Here is a 17,123-nt window from a genome sequence, read left to right as displayed (position 1 = left end):
ATGGAGACGGGGCGCGGCAGGAGGAGCTCAATCGGCCCGCTGCAGCTTCAGCCTCTCCTCATAGGCCTTGCGCGCCTCGTTGACGCTGCCGCGCGCCGAGACCTCCGGCACCGCGACGTCCCACCAGTGGCCGCCGGCCTCGGTCGTCGCATACGGATCGGTATCGATCACCACGACCTGGACGCCTGAGGCCGATTTCGCCCGTTCCAGCGCCGTCTCCAGCTCGCCGACGGAGCCGGCCTTCGCCGCACTGGCGCCGAGTGCGCGGGCATGGGCGGCGAAGTCGATTTCCGGCAGCGTCTCGTGACGCGCATCCTCGAGAAGATTGTTGAAGCCGGCGCCGCCGGTCGAGCGCTGCAGCCGGTTGATGCAGCCGAAGCCGCGGTTGTCGAGGACGACGATGGTGAGCTTGACGCCGAGCATCGCAGCCGAGGCGATCTCTGAGTTCAGCATCAGATAGGAGCCGTCACCGACCATCACCACGACGTCGTCGCCCGGCCGGGCGAGCGCGACGCCGAGCCCGCCGGCGATCTCGTAGCCCATGCAGGAGAAGCCGTATTCGAGATGATAGCCGCCGGGGACCGCGGGATTCCAGAGCTTGTGCAGCTCGCCCGGCAGGCCGCCGGCGGCGCAGACGATGCGCGCTTCCGGTCCGAAGACCCGCTCCACGGCGCCGATCACCTGGCCATCGGAGGGGTGCTCGGCGTTGGTCGTGGCCTTGGCGGCGGCGGACGCTTCCGACCAGACGGCCTTGGCCCTTGTCGCCGTATCCGTCCATTCGCCGGGTACGCGGTGGCTGCCGATCGCGGCCGACAGCTCATCGAGGCCGACCTTGGCGTCGGCGACCAGCGTCGCGCTCGCATGCTTGCCGGCATCGAAGGGCTGGATGTTGAGACCGATGATGCGCCGGTCCGGGTTCTTGAACAGCGACCAGGAGCCCGTGGTGAAATCCTGCAGCCGTGTGCCGACGGCGAGGATCAGGTCGGCATCCTCGGCGAGCTGGTTGGAGGCCGAGCTGCCGGTCACGCCGACTGATCCCATGGCGAAGGGATGGTCGTGCGGCATCGCCGACTTGCCGGCCTGGGTTTCCATGACCGGGACGCCATGGCGCGTCGCAAATCTCTGCAGCGCCTTGCTGGCCTGCGCGTAGAGCACGCCGCCGCCGGCAACGATCACCGGCTTCTTCGCCTCCGCCAGGAGATGGGCGGCGAGCTGCAGTTCCTCGACGTCGGGCCGCGGCCGGCGGGTCGTCCAGATCTTCTCGGCGAAGAAACTCTCGGGGTAGTCGTAGGCCTCCGCCTGGACATCCTGGCAGAGGCCGAGCGTCACCGGGCCGCAGTCGGCCGGGTCGGTCAGCACGGCCATGGCGCGGGCAAGGGCGGGGATCAACTGCTCCGGCCGGGTGATCCGGTCGAAATAGCGCGAGACCGGGCGGAAGCAGTCATTGGCCGAGAGCGTGCCGTCGGAGAAATCCTCGATCTGCTGGAGCACCGGGTCCGGGCGGCGATTGGCGAAGACGTCGCCCGGCAGGAGCAGGAGCGGCAGCCGGTTGACATGGGCGACGGCGGCGGCGGTGACCATGTTGGTGGCGCCGGGACCGATCGAGCTGGTGCAGGCCATGAAGCGGCGGCGGAACTTCGCCTTGGCATAGGCGATCGCCGCATGTGCCATCGCCTGCTCGTTATGCGCACGAAAGGTCGGCAGTTCCTCGCGGACGCCATAGAGCGCCTCGCCGAGGCCGGCGACGTTGCCATGGCCGAAGATCGCCCAGACGCCGCCGAAGATCGGCACCTTCCGGCCGTTCTCGATGATCATCTGACGGGTGAGAAAGCGCGCCAGGGCCTGCGCCATGGTGAGGCGGACGGTCTTCTGCGTCATGGGTCTGCGGTCCTCCCGTGTCGTCTCTTGCGGCTCAGGCGGCGCGGGCCCGGCGCGCCCGGTCCCAAGCCTCGACGAGCGTGCGGAACCGTTGCGTCATATCGGCGACCGCCGCAGCGTCGTCGATCTCGCCGCGCATCCAGCGGCGCGCCGCGTCACCGAAGATCGTACGCCCGACCGCAAAGCCCTTGACCAGCGGCGCATCCGCCGCGGCCGAAAACGCCGCCTCGAGCTCCTGCGTCGGCGCGTCGAGCCCCAGCAGGACGATGCCCCGGCACCAAGGGTCCTCGCGCGCGATCACCTCGGAGATGCCGGCGAAAGCCCGGCTCGAAGCCTGTGGCTCGAGCTTCCACCATTCCGGCTTGATGCCCGCATCATAGAGTTCCTGCAGCGCCCGCGCGACCGTGTCGTCGGACAGGCGGCCATGCTTGCCGGCGATGATCTCGATCAGAAGCTCGCGCCCGACCCGCCGCGACGCCTCGTAGAGTCGCGCCAGCGTTTCGGCCTGCTCGCGCTTCAGGTCAGCCGGATCGTCGGGATGGTAGAAGCAGAGGCATTTAATGACGTGATCGACCGGCCATTCGACCAGCTGCGAGCCGATGTCGCGCCTGTGCTCGAAGGCGAGGGGCCGCGAGCCCGGCTTCTCCACCGGGCGGCCGATCCAGAAGCCAGCCTTGGCCGCGGCGTCGAAGGCTGTCCGCCCGTAGGTCTCGTCGAGCAGCATGCCGAAGTCGTCCCGGCCGGCCGCAGCCTGGCGCGCCGCCTCGACCGCCAGCGTCTTGAACACCGCGATGCGGGAGACGTCCGCTCCCGCCTCGGCAGCCATCTCCTCCAGCTGCGAGCGATGATCGATGGCGAGGGCGACGAGGCTCGGCCAGTGCTTGCGCCGCGTCGTGGCGCGGTGGATGTGGTTCAGCGCCTCGTCCTTGCGCAGCGCCCTGTGCGGCGACCCGAGCTTCAGGAAATACTGCAGCTCCTCGAAGGTCGGGCTTTCCGGCGAGCAGAGCAGGCGCGAGACGGCAAAGGCGCCGCACGCATTTGCCCAGGTTGCGGCGGTGGAAAGATCCTCGCCGCCGAGCCAGCCGCGCAGGAAACCGGACATGAAGGCGTCGCCCGCGCCGAGGACGTTGTAGACCTCGATCGGGAAGCCCTGGCCGACAATGCCGGCCTCGAGGTCGTCGGAAATCGGCCCGTCATAGACGATGCAGCCCATCGGCCCGCGCTTCAGGACGATCGTCGCCGCGGATATCGCGCGGATCGCCTTGAGGCTGGCGAGGACGTCGCTCTCGCCCGCGGCGATCATGATCTCCTCTTCGGTGCCGACGATGAGGTCGCAGTCCGGCAGGACGGTCTTGAGGTGCCGGGAAACCGCTTCGGAGGCGATATAGCGGCTCTCGCCGGCGTCGTGGCCGGCAAGGCCCCACAGGTTCGGGCGGTAGTCGATGTCGAAGCAAACCTTGGCGCCGGACGCCTTGGCGATCCGGATCGCCTTCTTCTGCGCGGCGTCGGTGTTCGGCTTGGAGAAGTGCGTGCCGGTGACGACGATCGCGCGGGCGCGCCGGAAGAAGGTTTCGTCGACGTCGTCCTCGCACAGCGCCATGTCGGCGCAGTTCTCGCGATAAAAGATCAGCGGAAAGGTGGTCTCGTTCTCGACCGAGAGCAGGACCAGGGCGGTCAGCCGCTCCCCGTCGGTGACGATGGCACCGGTATCGACACCCTCCCGGCCCATCTGTTCGCGGATGAAGCGCCCCATCTGCTCGTCGCCGACGCGCGTCAGGACCGCGCTCTTCAGCCCCAGTCGCGCCGTCCCGATGGCGATGTTCGAGGGGCAACCGCCGACGGACTTCGCGAAGCTGGCGATGTCCTCGAGCCGCGAGCCGATCTGCTGGCCGTAGAGGTCGACCGAGGAGCGTCCGATGGTGATGACGTCGAGCGTGCCTGAATCGGCTCCGGCTGGGGCCATGGCTTATCCTCCCGCTCGTCTGATCTGCGTCTGCGCGGCCGGGCACGCCAGCTGCCTGTCGAGCAAATGAAATAGCAATTTCGTATTCATGTCAACGTGGATTGAATATTCCAAATTGCTGCGATAGAAGGGCGGCAGCCATCGTGTGGGGGAGAATGCGCATGCTGACCTTCGGCCTTCTGGGATGCGGCCGCATCGGGCAGATCCACGGACGCAACATCGCGGCGCATCCGGGCGCCTCGCTCGTCGCCGTCGCCGACGCGCTGCCGCACGCAGCCGACGCTTTCGCCGGCACGACAGGCAGCGCGGCGCGCTCCGTCGACGACATTCTGTCGGCCGGCGACATCGACGCGGTCGTCATCTGCACCCCGACCGACACCCACTCGCAGCTGATCGAGAAGGCTGCCGCCGCGGGCAAGGCGATCTTCTGCGAGAAGCCCGTCGACCTCAACTCGCAGCGCATCCGCGACACGCTGTCGCGCACCGGCGGCGTTCCGCTGATGATCGGCTTCAACCGGCGATTCGACCCGAACTTCGCCTCGCTGCGGGCGCGCATCGAGGACGGCCTCATCGGCGATGTCGAGCTCGTCACCATCCTGTCGCGCGACCCCGGCCCGCCGCCGGTCTCCTACATCAAGTCGTCTGGCGGGCTGTTCCGCGACATGACCATCCACGACTTCGACATGGCCCGCTTCCTGCTCGGCGAGGAGGTGGAGGAGGTCCATGCGGTCGGCTCCTGCCTCGTCGACGCCGCGATCGGCGAAGCCGGCGACATCGACACGGCCGCGGTGCTCCTGAAGACCGCCTCCGGCAAGATCGCCCAGATCTCCAATTCGCGGCGCGCGACCTACGGCTACGACCAGCGGATCGAGGTGCACGGGGCGAAGGGCTTGCTGAAGGCCGAGAACCTGCACCGCACCACGGTCGTCCTCGCCAACGCGGCTGGCGTCTCCGCCGATCCTGTTCAGGACTTCTTCCTGGAGCGTTATGCCGAGGCGTATCGGCGGGAGCTTTCGCATTTCATCGACGCCGTCACGTCCGGCCGCAAGCCGAGTCCGACCGGCGAGGACGGGCTGAAAGCGGGGCTGCTGGCCGACGCGGCGACGCGGAGCCACGAGAGCGGCCGGCCGGTGAAGCTCGCCGACCTCGGCTGAGCGTCCCCGAAAGGCGGCCGTCTCGCATGCCGCCGCCTTACCGCTCGCGCCGCTTGCGCGCCGCGGCGACGGCGAGCGTGACTGACAGCGCCATGGTGGCGCCGAGCGATCGAAACCCTTCGAAATCGGCTTCCACCACCTCCAGCCAGACCGCCGAGAGATTGACCAGCGGCGAGAACAGGCTGTCGGTCAGCCCGATCACCGGGACCTCCTGAGCGGCGAGCGTCTGCGCCCATTCGACCGTCGCGGAGGCGTAAGGGGTGAAGGAGATGGCGATCGCCGCATCCTTCGGCCCGGCGAGCGCCAGCTGGTCCTCTTCACCGCCCTGGGCCGAGCCGACCACCACGACGCGCATGCGCAGCTTGCCGAAGATGTAGCCGAGATAGCTCGCGGCGGGGAAAGAGCGCTTCTGCGCCAGCACATAGATCGTCTCGGCATCCGCCAGGATGTCCGTGGCCCGCTCCAGCGCTTCGGCATCGAGGCTGCGCTGCGCCCGTTCGACGGAATGGACCGCGGCGTTGAGCACGCCGATCGCGATCGTCTGGGCTCCCGATGCGTCCGCCGGGATCGCCTGGCCGGCATGCGCCAGCCGCTCGTCATAGCTGGCGGTCCGCGCCTTCAGCCGCTCGCGGAACACCGCCTGAAGGTCGGAGAACCCCTGGTAGCCGAGGCTCTGGGCGAGGCGCACCAGTGTCGAGGGCTGCACCTCGGCCGCCTCGGCAATGCTCGCCGCGGTGCCGAAGGCGATGTCCTCCGGATTCTCGACGGAGAAGCGGGCGACCTGCGCGAGCCGCTTGGGCAGGGAATCGTGGCGCGCCAGGATCAGCCGGCGCAGCGATTCGAAATCCGTCGGCGGGGCGGCATCCTCGGCTGCATTCATACTCAGACGCTCTGTTTCATTTCATTCGGATCCGGAATTTACATTCCAATCCCCGGTTTGCAAAGCTAACATGGCCGGACCGGCGGGTGTGGGCGCAGGCGCGCATGGCCCGTCATAGCATCTTGGGAGAGACGCATGGCAGCCATCGGGATCGGCCTCATCGGCACGGGATACATGGGCAAGTGTCACGCGCTCGCCTGGAACGCCGTCTCCGCGGTCTTCGGCGGCATCGAGCGGCCGCGCCTCGCCGTTCTGGCCGAGGCCGGGGAGGATCTGGCGGCGGCGCGGGCGGCGCAGTTCGGCTTTGTGCGCGCGACCGGCGACTGGCGCACGCTGGTGGACGACCCGGCGGTCGACGTCGTCTCGATCACCGTGCCGAACCACCTGCATGCGGAGATGGCGACTGCCTTCCTCGCCGCCGGCAAGCATGTCTGGTGCGAAAAGCCGATGGCGACGAGCCTTGCCGATGCGGAGCGCATGCTCGCCGCGGCGCGCGCGTCCGGCCGCCTCGCCGCGCTCGGCTACAACTACATCCAGAACCCGATGGTGCGGCAGATGGGCCGGATGATCGGGGAGGGCGCGATCGGACGGATAAACGACGTGCGCGTCGAGATGGACGAAGACTTCATGGCCGATCCGGGTGCCCCTTTCTGCTTCAAGGACGAGGCGCGTTCCGGGCATGGCGCCGCCGACGATTTCGGCGTCCATCCGCTCTCGCTCCTGTCCGTGCTGGTCGGCCTTCCGACCCGGCTGGTCGCGCAGTTCGCGGCGCCGCACCGGACGCGCCGCGCAGAAGGCGGACAGGCGCGGGCGGTCGAGACCTTCGACATCGCCCGCATGCTGATGGAATTCGGGGACGGCGCAACGGGCTCGATCCTGCTCCACCGCGGCGCCTGGGGCCGCAAGGGGCGCATCGCCGTCCAGATCTTCGGCAGCGAAGGGACACTGCTCTACGACCAGGAGCGGATGAACGAACTGCAGTATTTCGACGCCCGCGAGCCGGCCGACCGGCAGGGCTTCCGCACCATCCTCGCGGCACCGGCGCACGAGCCCTATGGCGACTTCGTGCCGGCGCCCGGCCATGGCCTCGGCTTCAACGACCTGAAGGTGATCGAGGCACGCGAGCTGCTGCGCGCGATCGCGGGCGAGCCGGCGCGGCTGATCGATTTCGAACAGGGGATCCGGATCGAGCGCGTGGTCGACGCCATGGCGCGGTCGCATCGGGAGGGCCGGTGGATCGGCGTCGGGACCTCGGCTCCGTCCGCGCCCTGATCAAATCGTCTCGCGCCGAAACCTGCGGCAACTCGGCGTTCCGTCCCCGGCAAGCGCGTGGAAAGGCGCGAGGAGGAGTCGAATCTTTTGGAACAGGCTTGACCAATGGAAAAATAATGGAATAGAAATTCCATAACGAAGGCGGCCCGTAGTCAAAGAGGGGTCGCGGGAGCGAGACGATCATGGTCGCTGCGAACCCTGCCGACGCAATCGCCTTCGGGCTGAACCACATGGCCGCGCCGAAGCTTTCGCCGGCGGGCTTCTTCGGTCTCGCCCGATCACTCGGGATCGAGGCGGTGGAGATCCGCAACGATCTCGCCGGGAATGCCATCCTCGACGGAACGGCGCCGGAGGCGATCCGCGATCTTGCCGCTGAGAGAGGCGTCAGGATCGTCTCGATCAACGCGCTGCAGCGCTTCAACGCGTGGACGGAAGAGCGCGCGGCGGAGGCGATCGCGCTCGCCGACTACGCGGCGGCCTGCGGCGCCGAGGCGCTGGTCCTCGTGCCGAAGAACGACGGCACCGGCACCGGCGCGGAGGAGCGGCTGCCCAATCTGATGGCGGCGCTGCGTGCCCTGAAGCCGATCCTCGCCGAGCGCGGCCTGACCGGTCTGGTCGAGCCGCTCGGCTTCGCGGTTTCGTCGCTGCGGCTGAAGAGCGAGGCGGTGGAGGCGATCGCATCGCTGGACGCCGGAGAGGTGTTCGAGCTGGTGCACGACACCTTCCACCATCATCTCGCCGGCGAGGCGGCGATCTTCCCCGAGATGACGGGTCTCGTGCACATCTCCGGCGTCTCGGATCCGACGGTGGCGGTTTCGCGCCTGCGCGACGACCACCGCATCCTGGTGGGTGCCGACGACCGGCTGGGCAATCTGCAACAGATCGACCGCCTGCTGGCGGGCGGCTATCGCGGCGTCTTCTCCTTCGAGCCCTTCGCGGCCGAGGTGCACGCGCTCGCCGATCCCGCCGCGGCCCTGTCGAGGAGCATGGCGTTCATCGCGGCCGGACTGCGCGAGGAGGCCGCCTGACATCGGCGCCGCGGCGGCGGGAGGATGCTGCCGCGGGACTGATCGACTGGGCTGACGGGCACCTGCCCGACCGCCTTCCGGAGGAAAGGGTGCCGCCGGACACCCGAGTGGAGGAGAATCGGACGATGAAATCGCTTCTGTTGGGCGTGGGGCTCGCGGCCCTTCTGTCGACCTCGGCCATGGCCGAGACCATCGGCGTCTCGATGGCGCTGTTCGACGACAACTTCCTGACCGTGCTGCGCAACGGCATGCAGCAATATGCCGACTCCAAACCGGGCGTGACGCTGCAGATCGAGGACGCCCAGAACGACATCTCGAAGCAGCTGAACCAGATCCAGAACTTCGTGGCCTCCGGCGTCGATGCGATCATCGTCAACCCGGTCGACACCGACGCCACGGTGGCAATGTCCAAGGCGGCCGAGAACGCCGGCATTCCGCTCGTCTACGTCAACCGCGAGCCGATCAACGTCGACAAGCTCCCGAAGAACCAGGCCTTCGTCGCTTCCGACGAGAAGCAGTCCGGAACGCTGGAGACCAAGGAGGTCTGCAAGCTCCTCGGCGGCAAGGGCAACGTCCTCGTCATCATGGGCGAACTCTCGAACCAGGCCGCCCGCCAGCGCACCGCCGACATCCACGACGTCATCAAGAACGATCCGAACTGCCAGGGGATGAAGGTCACCGACGAGCAGACCGCCAACTGGCAGCGCACGCAGGCGGCGAACCTGATGACCAACTGGCTCTCCTCCGGCCGCAAGTTCGACGCCGTGATCTCCAACAATGACGAGATGGCCATCGGCGCCATCCAGGCGATGAAGGCGGCCGGCAAGGACCCGAAGTCGGTGGTCGTCGCGGGCATCGACGCGACCCGCGACGGGCTCGCGGCCCTGCGGGCCGGCGATCTGAAGGCGACCGTCTTCCAGGATGCGGCGGGGCAGGGGCAGGGCGCGGTGGACGCCGCGCTGAAGCTCGCCAAGGGCGAGCATGTCGACCAGAAGGTCTACATCCCGTTCCAGCTCGTCACGCCGGACAATATCGACAAGTTCGACAAGAAGAACTGAGTCTGCGCCGTCGGGCCGGGCGCGCGCCGTCCGGTCCGCCGCGCGGCATGCGGCGCGAAGGCCGCAAGCTTCGCCCGGAGGATTAGCCGGATGCTCAAGCCAGCGACGATGAAGGCGGTGCGCGAAAGCGGCGCGGTGCCGGGAGCGGCCTTCCTCATGGAGGTCGAGAACGTCCGCAAGACCTTCCCCGGCGTCGTCGCGCTCGACGACGTCTCATTCCGGCTGCGGCGCGGCACCGTCCATGCCCTGATGGGCGAGAACGGGGCCGGCAAGTCGACGCTGATGAAGATCATCGCCGGCGTCTACCAGCCGAATGGCGGAACGGTGCGCCTGAAGGGTCAGCCGATCCGGCTGGAAAGCCCGCTGGACGCACTCGAGAACGGCATCGCCATGATCCATCAGGAGCTCAACCTGATGCCCTTCATGACGGTCGCCGAGAACATCTGGATCCGCCGCGAGCCGATGACCCGCTTCGGCTTCGTCGACCACAAGGCGATGCGCGAGAAGACCGCGGCGCTGTTCGAGCGGCTGAACATCGAGATCGACCCGGAGATCGAGGTGCGGCATCTGTCTGTCGCGTCCCGGCAGATGGTGGAGATCGCCAAGGCCGTCTCCTACGATTCCGACGTCCTCATCATGGACGAGCCGACCTCGGCGCTGACCGAGCGCGAGGTGGAGCACCTGTTCCGGATCATCCGCGACCTGAAGGCGCAGGGGATCGGCATCGTCTACATCACCCACAAGATGAACGAGCTGTTCGAGATCGCCGACGAGGTCTCGGTGTTCCGCGACGGCCGCTACATCGGCACGCACGCATCCGAGGACGTCACCCGCGACGAGATCATCAGGATGATGGTTGGACGCGCGGTGACCGACCTCTTCCCGAAGGAGACGGTGCCGGTCGGCGACGTCGTCCTGAAGGTCAAGGACCTGACCCTCGACGGCGTCTTTCGCGATGTCAGCTTCGACGTCCGGGCCGGCGAGATCCTCGGCGTCGCAGGCCTCGTCGGCTCCGGCCGGTCGAACGTCGCCGAGACGCTGTTCGGCGTGACGCCGGCGAGCCGCGGGACGATCACCATCCGCGGCGAAGCGGTCGACGTGTCGTCTCCGACCGTCGCCATGCGTCATGGAATGGCGTTCCTCACCGAGGACCGCAAGGACACCGGCTGCTTCCTGCCGCTGGACGTCTTGTCGAACATGCAGATCGCGGTGATCGGCAGCCGCTTCGTCAAGGGCGGCTTCGTGCAGGAGCGGGAGATCGCGCGGCGCTGCGACGAGCTGAAGGACATGCTGCGGGTCAAGACGCCGGATCTCCACGAGCGCATCGAGAACCTCTCGGGCGGCAACCAGCAGAAGGCGCTGATCGCCCGCTGGCTGATGACCGAGCCCTCGATCCTGATCCTCGACGAGCCGACGCGCGGCATCGACGTCGGCGCCAAGGCCGAGATCCACCGGCTGATCAGCAAGCTCGCGCGGCAGGGCGTCGCGATCATCATGATCTCGTCGGAAATGCCGGAGGTGCTCGGGATGAGCGACCGCATCATGGTCATGCACGAAGGCCATGTCACCGGCTTCCTCGACCGGGCGGAGGCCGACCAGGTGAAGGTCATGGACCTCGCCGCGCAGTAGCGGATGATGCCGGAGGGCGGGAGCCTTTCGGGAAAGCATCATCGCTGGACAAGGACGGATTCGAGCGGCGCGGCGGGTCTTCCCGCAGACGTCGCGATTGCGGCCCGCGGCTGCGGGCAAAGCCATCGGGAGGACGCCATGGCGGTGGAACAGACGACGACGCCGATGCCGGGAACCGCGCCGGCGGTCGACAAGCGGAAGAAGTCGCGGCGCGTGCCGACCGAGCTGAACATCCTGGGCGTGCTCGTCGCCATCGCGCTGGTGTTCGAGATCCTCGGCTGGATCACGCAGGGCCAGAGCTTCCTCTTCAACAGCCAACGCCTGACGATCATGATCCTGCAGGTCGCGGTGATCGGCATCATCGCCGTCGGCGTCACCCAGGTGATCATCACCGGCGGCATCGACCTGTCCTCCGGCTCCGTGGTCGGCATGGTGGCGATGATCGCGATGAGCTTCGCGCAGTCGAGCGAATACGGGCGCGCGGTCTACCCGGCGCTGACGGACCTCCCGGTCCTCGTGCCGCTCGCCGTCGGCCTGGGGGTCGGCCTGCTCGCCGGCATCGTCAACGGCGCGCTGATCGCCCAGACGGGGATTCCGCCCTTCATCGCGACGCTCGGCATGATGGTGACGGCGCGCGGCATCGCCAAGTGGTACACGAAGGGCCAGCCGATCTCGTTTCCGACCGACAGCTTCGCCTTCATCGGATCGGGCATCGTGCCGGTCGTCATCTTCATCGGCGTCGCGATCGTCTTCCACATCGCCCTGCGCTACACCCGCTACGGCAAGTTCACCTATGCGATCGGCGCCAACATGCAGGCGGCGCGGGTGTCGGGCATCGACGTCGGCAAGCACCTCATCAAGGTCTACGCCATCGCAGGTCTCCTCGCTGGGCTCGCCGGCATCGTCACCGCCGCGCGCGCGCAGACCGCGCAGGCCGGCATGGGCGTGATGTATGAGCTCGACGCGATCGCCGCCGCGGTCATCGGCGGCACCTCGCTCTCCGGCGGCATGGGCAAGATCACCGGCACGGTGATCGGCACCATCATCCTCGGCGTGATGACCTCGGGCTTCACCTTCCTGCGGATCGACGCCTACTACCAGGAGATCGTCAAGGGCATCATCATCGTCGCCGCGGTGGTCGCCGACCAGTACCGCCAGCGCAAGCGCGGCAAGGCCTGAAGCCGGCGCCGGCGGTCCCGCCGTCGTCAACCGCGCGCGGTCGATGGGGACCGGACGCCGATCCATCCCGCTGGCGGCCGTGCGGAACGCCCGCTTCAGGATGTCGCAGGTTGCGAGCAACAGGCTCCGGCTTGAGCATGAGTGAGACGGGACCGAGAAGTCGGAAAGCAGCCGGTCCGGCGTTTTTCGGGCGTCCTTCCGGACCACTTGGCAGTGCTCGACTTGCACGTGCCCCAGGCGGATTCGATGCGAGGGCTCTGCGGCCGGTGGTCCCCTGAAAGACGATTGACAGGTTCGATAGACTACAGCGTCCGAGAGATGGCCTGCGACAGGCTCGGCAGTCGCACCCACAACCTCGCGATGCGCCCGACTCACCGCCCGGCGCTTCGATCTGGAGAGCCCGCAGCGCATGAGTCCGTTCCAGGCATCCCATCGTTCCACCATTGATGTTCGTCCGGACGAACCTCGGTGACACTCTCCTCTTTCGAAGCGCAGCTGCAGCCCTTTTCCGGGGATGAGCCGCGGGTCCTTCCGGAGTCGGATCCGTCAACGATCGGCCGCCCGATCACGCGGGCGCAGGCCCCGTCGCCGGCAGCGGCGCAACGCTCCGTGTTGTCCATTCCCGCACCGGCAGACATCATGCGGGACAAGGACGCCGGCGCCGATCTCACGGTGGTTGTCCCGACGCTCAACGAGGCGGCGAACGTTCCCGTCCTGGTCGAGCGACTGCATCGGGCGCTTTGCGGCATCGACTGGGAAGTCGTCTTCGTCGACGACGATTCGAAGGACGGCACCACCGACGCCGTCCGGCGGATCGCACGGCGCGACCGGCGCGTGCGCTGCATCCGCCGGCTGCGGCGCCGGGGCCTCGCCGGCGCCTGCATCGAGGGCTTCCTGTCGAGTTCGGCGCCGGTCGTCGCGGTCATCGACGCCGATCTCCAGCACGACGAGAGCCTGCTGCCGGCCATCTTCCGGATGGTCGAGGCGGACGAGGCGGATCTCGTCGTCGCCAGCCGCTATGCCGGGCAGGGCGAGGCGGCCGGCGGGCTGAACCCCTTGCGCCACTGGGGCAGCCGGCTCGCGACCCGCATTGCGGGCCTCGCGACGAAGACCCGGCTCAGCGATCCGATGAGCGGCTTCTTCGCCATCCGCCGCGACATCGTCGAGGCGCTGGCGCCGAGGCTGTCCGAGCAGGGGTTCAAGATCCTCTTCGACATCGTCGCCTCCGCGAAGCAGCCGCTGCGGGTGCGCGAAGTGCCCTACAGCTTCCGCCCGCGGCTCGCCGGCGAGAGCAAGCTCGATACCAATGTGGTCCTCGACTATCTCGGGCTCCTCGTGTCCAAGCTCTCGCGCGGCCTCGTCTCGCCGCGGCTGTTCGGCTTCGGCCTCGTCGGCTCCGCCGGCGTCGTCGTGCATCTGACGATCCTGCGGGCGGCGCTCCTCGCCGGGCTCTCCTTCGCGGGCGGCCAGGCGGCGGCGATGACCACGGCGATGGTGTTCAACTATTCGCTGAACAACGCCTTCACCTTCCGCGACCGGCGCCGGCGCGGCTGGCGGTTCCTGACCGGCCTTCTCTGGTTCGCGGCGCTGTGCAGCGTCGGGCTGGCGGCGGGCGTCGGCGTCGGCGCCTTCCTCTATCAGGACGATCAGCGGTGGTGGGCCGCGGGACTGGCCGGCGCGGCCTTGGGAGCGGGGTGGAACTATGTCACGAACTCGGCCGTCACCTGGCGCGCCGGCTGAGGCCGGCGCCCGGTTCGCCGACAGCGACCTCGCCTTTGCCTCGGCCGTCGTCCTGGCGGTGGTCCTGTTCCGGCTGTGCGTCGCCGGCCTCGTCGATCTCGTGCCGGACGAGGGCTATTACTGGCTGTGGGCGCAGGCGCCGTCCGCCGGCTATTACGACCACCCGCCGATGGTCGCCTGGTGGATCTATGCCGGCACGGCGCTGTTCGGGGATACGCCGCTCGGCGTGCGGGCCGTGCCGGTCCTCGCCGACCTCGTGCTCTCGGCCGCGGTCTATGCCACGGGGCGCGAACTCGGGCTGAGCCGCCGGGTCGCGGCGACCGCGGCGCTGTGGATCAACGCCACCTTCCTCATTGCCGGAGCGATGCTGCTCGCCACCCCCGACGCGCCGTCGGTGGCGCTCTGGGCGCTGACCGTCTGGGCGCTGGCGCGCCTCAGACGGACTGGAGCGGAGACCTGGTGGTTCGCGGTCGGCCTGTTCGCCGGGCTCGGCTGCGTCGCCAAATACACCAATCTCTTCCTCGGCCCCGGCATCGTCCTCTGGATCGTCCTAGACCCTCAGGCGCGGCGCTGGCTGCGCTCGCCCTGGCCCTATCTCGGCGGACTCGTCGCGCTCGCCGCCTTCCTGCCGGTGATCATGTGGAACGCCGGGCACGGCTGGATCTCCTTCGCCAAGCAGTTCGGCCGCATCACCGACGGCCATCTGACCCTTCGCTATCTCGGCGAGTTTGTCGGCGGCCAGTTCGCGCTCCTCAACCCGCTGATCGCGCTCTTCGCCGGCCTCGCGATCCTGCGCATCAGGCGCAGGGACCTCCTTGGAAACAGGACGAGCCCCGCGGCCTTCCTCGCGCTCCTGTCAGCGCCGCTGGTGCTCTACATGATGCTGCACGCCTTCCACGACCGCGTGCAGGGCAACTGGCCGGCGCCGATCTATCCGGCTGCGGCGCTTCTCGCCGCCGTGGCCGCCGCGGATCCGAGAAACGACGTCCGCTGGCGCCGGCTCGCCCGCTGGGTGCTGCCGGTCGGGCTCGGCCTGCAGATCGTGGGGCTCGGCTACGCCGCGGTGGCGGGCCCGGCGGGACTGCCGTTCCGCTCGCCGCTCGACCAGGTCGCCGGCTGGGGCGCGATGACGGACAGGCTGCAGGAACTCGCCGAGCGGAACGGCGCCGGCTGGATCGCGACCGCCGACTATGGCCTGACCGGCGAACTCGCCTTCCACTCGGGCGCGCCTGACACGGTGCAGGAGGTGGTCGAGCGGGCGCGCTACAGTTTCCAGACGCCCGACGCGGGCCTCGCAAAGGAGCCGGCGCTCCTCGTCCTGCGCCGGCGCGATCCGGACATCGCGCATTTCCGCGCCTGCTTCGCCTCGATCCAGCCGCTCGGCACCGTGTCCCGCTCGGCCGGCCCGCGGGTTGTGGACGACTATCGGGTCTACAAGGTGGCCGGCGCCCGCCCGGACCTTCTCACCGCCGGCTGCGATGGCGAAACGGCGAATTAGGAGTCCGCCCCGCAGGTCTGTCCCGAGCGGCCGCAGAAGGGGCAGCATCGCCGCGAGGCAATGTTGGCGCCGGCGCGCACGCGGCGCTCGGCGGCTCGCTGATCCGCCGAGCTGTCGGCGTCGTTACCGGAGCCGCGCTCCTGCAGCAGCATAACCCTCGCGGCGACGCGCCGAGGAGCCCGCGGGCGGTGACCGCCGGATGCTCACCGGTCGGGGGCGAGGATCGCTTCGCTTCGCCTGATCGTCAGCCTTGCTTTCGGTCGACGATCGGTCTCTGTTGCGATAGGGGGCGCCGCCGGCGTCGGCGGCGTCCGATCATCGCCCGAAGATTGATGCAGTGCCGGCCCGTGGGCGATCGCCGCGCCGGGAGAGGAAGATCGATTGATGCGCAATTCCGAGGAGATCTGGGACCTCGTCGACAGCAAGAAGGCGGCCTTCGAGGCCCTAGCCGACCGCGTCTGGGGCATGCCGGAGATCGCCTATACCGAGAACCGTTCCTGCCAGGAGCATACCCGGATGCTGGAGGAGGAAGGCTTCCGGGTGACGTCGAACGTCGCCGGCATCCCGACTGCGGTGATGGGCGAGGCGGGCGAGGGCGGTCCGGTGATCGCCATCCTCGGCGAATACGACGCGCTGCCGGGCCTCTCCCAGGAAGCCGGCGTCGCCGAATACAAGCCGATCCCCGGAACGGGCCACGGCCATGGCTGCGGCCACAATCTTCTCGGCTCGGCGGCCCTGCTGGCGGCGACGGCCGTAAAGGACTATCTCCAGGCGAACGGCATTGCGGGGCGTGTGCGCTATTACGGCTGTCCGGCGGAAGAGGGCGGTGCGGCCAAGGGCTTCATGGTCCGCGCGGGCGCCTTCGACGACGTCGACATCGCGATCTCCTGGCACCCGGCCGCCTTTTCCGGCGTGCGCGACGCCAAATCGCTCGCCAACACCCGCATCGACTTCACCTTCTCCGGGCGGGCCTCCCACGCCGCGGCATCGCCCGAACTCGGCCGCTCGGCGCTCGACGCCGTGGAGCTGATGAATGTCGGCGCCAACTACATGCGCGAGCACATGCCCTCGACCGCGCGCCTGCACTATGCGCTGCTCGACGCCGGCGGAATCGCGCCGAACGTCGTGCAGTCGAAGGCGACGGTGCGCTATCTCGTTCGCGGCAAGGACCTGACGGACCTCAACGCGCTGGTGAAGCGGGTGAGGAAGATCGCGGAAGGCGCCGCGCTGATGACCGAAACGACGGTAACGGCGAAGGTCGTCAGCGCGGTCTCCAACCTCGTCGGCAACGAGCCGCTGGAGCGGGTCATGCACGACAATTTCATGCGGCTCGGCCCGCCGGATTTCGATGAGGCGGACAAGGCCTTCGCCCGCGAGATCCGCAAGACCATGACCGCCGACGACATCGCGGCGGCGTTTCGCAGCGCCGGCCTGCCGGTCGACCGCGACCTCGCCTTGTGCGACCGGATCATCCCGTTCGAGATCAAGGGGGAGCGCATGTTCGGCTCGACCGACGTCGGCGACGTCAGCTGGGTCGTGCCGACGGTGCAGGCGGAAGGGGCGACCTATGCGATCGGGACGCCCGGCCATTCCTGGCAGCTGACCGCGCAGGGCAAGATGCCGGCCGCCCACAAGGGCATGGTGCATACGGCGAAGGTCATGGCGGGAACGGCGATCGACGCGCTGCTCGACGAGACGCTGATCCCGCGGGCGAAGGCCGAGCATGCCGCCCGGCTGAAGGAGACGCCCTACGTCTCGCCGCTGCCGGCCGACGTCGACCCGCCGATCGAAATGTCGAAGGTCGCCTGAACGGACGCTCCCGCGGCCGGACGAGACCAGCATCA

The 17,123-nt window shown here is 68.6% G+C and carries 12 protein-coding genes; 9 read left to right on the top strand and 3 right to left on the bottom strand.

Annotation, left to right across the window (positions count from 1 at the left end):
- Positions 1–27 precede the first annotated feature (27 nt).
- Together iolD and iolC are read right to left on the bottom strand one after the other, a co-directional pair.
- On the bottom strand, positions 28–1,878 hold the full coding sequence (iolD, locus tag AB5S17_RS14380; protein ID WP_369240509.1) for a 3D-(3,5/4)-trihydroxycyclohexane-1,2-dione acylhydrolase (decyclizing): 1,851 nt from the start codon (positions 1,876–1,878) through the stop codon (positions 28–30).
- Positions 1,879–1,912: 34 nt separating this feature from the next.
- Positions 1,913–3,841 (bottom strand): 5-dehydro-2-deoxygluconokinase, encoded by a 1,929-nt coding sequence (gene iolC, locus AB5S17_RS14375; RefSeq protein WP_369240507.1) that lies wholly within the window; start codon positions 3,839–3,841, stop codon positions 1,913–1,915.
- Positions 3,842–4,002: 161 nt separating this feature from the next.
- On the opposite strand from iolC, the gene iolG reads away from it, so the two are divergent.
- Positions 4,003–4,995, top strand: coding sequence for an inositol 2-dehydrogenase (gene iolG / locus AB5S17_RS14370; RefSeq protein WP_369240505.1), 993 nt, complete (start codon positions 4,003–4,005; stop codon positions 4,993–4,995).
- A 37-nt stretch (positions 4,996–5,032) separates the two neighbouring features.
- On the opposite strand, the gene AB5S17_RS14365 is transcribed toward iolG, so the two are convergent.
- Positions 5,033–5,875 carry a MurR/RpiR family transcriptional regulator gene (locus AB5S17_RS14365; protein ID WP_369240503.1) on the bottom strand — a complete coding sequence of 281 codons (843 nt, stop codon included), beginning with the start codon at positions 5,873–5,875 and terminating at the stop codon, positions 5,033–5,035.
- 135 nt (positions 5,876–6,010) lie between these two features.
- Between AB5S17_RS14365 and AB5S17_RS14360 the strand changes: the two genes are divergently transcribed.
- The 8 genes from AB5S17_RS14360 (at position 6,011) to AB5S17_RS14325 (ending at position 17,088) form a co-directional block, all read left to right on the top strand.
- Positions 6,011–7,147 (top strand): Gfo/Idh/MocA family protein, encoded by a 1,137-nt coding sequence (locus tag AB5S17_RS14360; RefSeq protein ID WP_369240501.1) that lies wholly within the window; start codon positions 6,011–6,013, stop codon positions 7,145–7,147.
- A gap of 182 nt (positions 7,148–7,329) precedes the next feature.
- Entirely contained in the window at positions 7,330–8,175 is an 846-nt protein-coding gene (locus AB5S17_RS14355) for a TIM barrel protein (RefSeq protein ID WP_369240499.1), read from the top strand.
- Positions 8,176–8,300: 125 nt separating this feature from the next.
- A complete protein-coding gene (locus AB5S17_RS14350; protein ID WP_369240497.1) occupies positions 8,301–9,233 on the top strand; it encodes a sugar ABC transporter substrate-binding protein in 933 nt (310 codons plus the stop codon).
- 90 nt (positions 9,234–9,323) lie between these two features.
- Positions 9,324–10,862, top strand: coding sequence for a sugar ABC transporter ATP-binding protein (locus AB5S17_RS14345; RefSeq protein WP_369240495.1), 1,539 nt, complete (start codon positions 9,324–9,326; stop codon positions 10,860–10,862).
- A 165-nt stretch (positions 10,863–11,027) separates the two neighbouring features.
- Entirely contained in the window at positions 11,028–12,041 is a 1,014-nt protein-coding gene (locus AB5S17_RS14340) for an ABC transporter permease (RefSeq protein ID WP_369240847.1), read from the top strand.
- Between the two features lie 639 nt (positions 12,042–12,680).
- Positions 12,681–13,781: a glycosyltransferase gene (locus AB5S17_RS14335; RefSeq protein ID WP_369240493.1), complete on the top strand. Its 1,101-nt coding sequence runs from the start codon at positions 12,681–12,683 to the stop codon at positions 13,779–13,781.
- Complete coding sequence (locus AB5S17_RS14330) at positions 13,744–15,279, top strand: ArnT family glycosyltransferase (protein WP_369240491.1); 1,536 nt, start codon at positions 13,744–13,746, stop codon at positions 15,277–15,279. Before AB5S17_RS14335 ends, AB5S17_RS14330 begins: the two co-directional genes overlap by 38 nt.
- 384 nt (positions 15,280–15,663) lie before the next feature.
- On the top strand, positions 15,664–17,088 hold the full coding sequence (locus tag AB5S17_RS14325) for a M20 family metallopeptidase (protein ID WP_369240489.1): 1,425 nt from the start codon (positions 15,664–15,666) through the stop codon (positions 17,086–17,088).
- The last annotated feature ends 35 nt before the right edge of the window (positions 17,089–17,123 follow it).

Origin of the sequence: Jiella sp. M17.18, assembly GCF_041027365.1 — a bacterium.
Lineage (GTDB): Bacteria > Pseudomonadota > Alphaproteobacteria > Rhizobiales > Rhizobiaceae > VKMB-3413.
Note: the sequence above shows the minus strand (reverse complement) of the source record. Positions and strands in the feature narration are given on the sequence as shown.

Coding starts and splice junctions, on each gene's coding strand:
- iolD (WP_369240509.1), bottom strand. CDS start 1,878: ATGACGCAGAAGACCGTCCGCCTCACCATGGCGCAGGCCCTGGCGCGC.
- iolC (WP_369240507.1), bottom strand. CDS start 3,841: ATGGCCCCAGCCGGAGCCGATTCAGGCACGCTCGACGTCATCACCATC.
- iolG (WP_369240505.1), top strand. CDS start 4,003: ATGCTGACCTTCGGCCTTCTGGGATGCGGCCGCATCGGGCAGATCCAC.
- AB5S17_RS14365 (WP_369240503.1), bottom strand. CDS start 5,875: ATGAATGCAGCCGAGGATGCCGCCCCGCCGACGGATTTCGAATCGCTG.
- AB5S17_RS14360 (WP_369240501.1), top strand. CDS start 6,011: ATGGCAGCCATCGGGATCGGCCTCATCGGCACGGGATACATGGGCAAG.
- AB5S17_RS14355 (WP_369240499.1), top strand. CDS start 7,330: ATGGTCGCTGCGAACCCTGCCGACGCAATCGCCTTCGGGCTGAACCAC.
- AB5S17_RS14350 (WP_369240497.1), top strand. CDS start 8,301: ATGAAATCGCTTCTGTTGGGCGTGGGGCTCGCGGCCCTTCTGTCGACC.
- AB5S17_RS14345 (WP_369240495.1), top strand. CDS start 9,324: ATGCTCAAGCCAGCGACGATGAAGGCGGTGCGCGAAAGCGGCGCGGTG.
- AB5S17_RS14340 (WP_369240847.1), top strand. CDS start 11,028: ATGCCGGGAACCGCGCCGGCGGTCGACAAGCGGAAGAAGTCGCGGCGC.
- AB5S17_RS14335 (WP_369240493.1), top strand. CDS start 12,681: ATGCGGGACAAGGACGCCGGCGCCGATCTCACGGTGGTTGTCCCGACG.
- AB5S17_RS14330 (WP_369240491.1), top strand. CDS start 13,744: ATGTCACGAACTCGGCCGTCACCTGGCGCGCCGGCTGAGGCCGGCGCC.
- AB5S17_RS14325 (WP_369240489.1), top strand. CDS start 15,664: ATGCGCAATTCCGAGGAGATCTGGGACCTCGTCGACAGCAAGAAGGCG.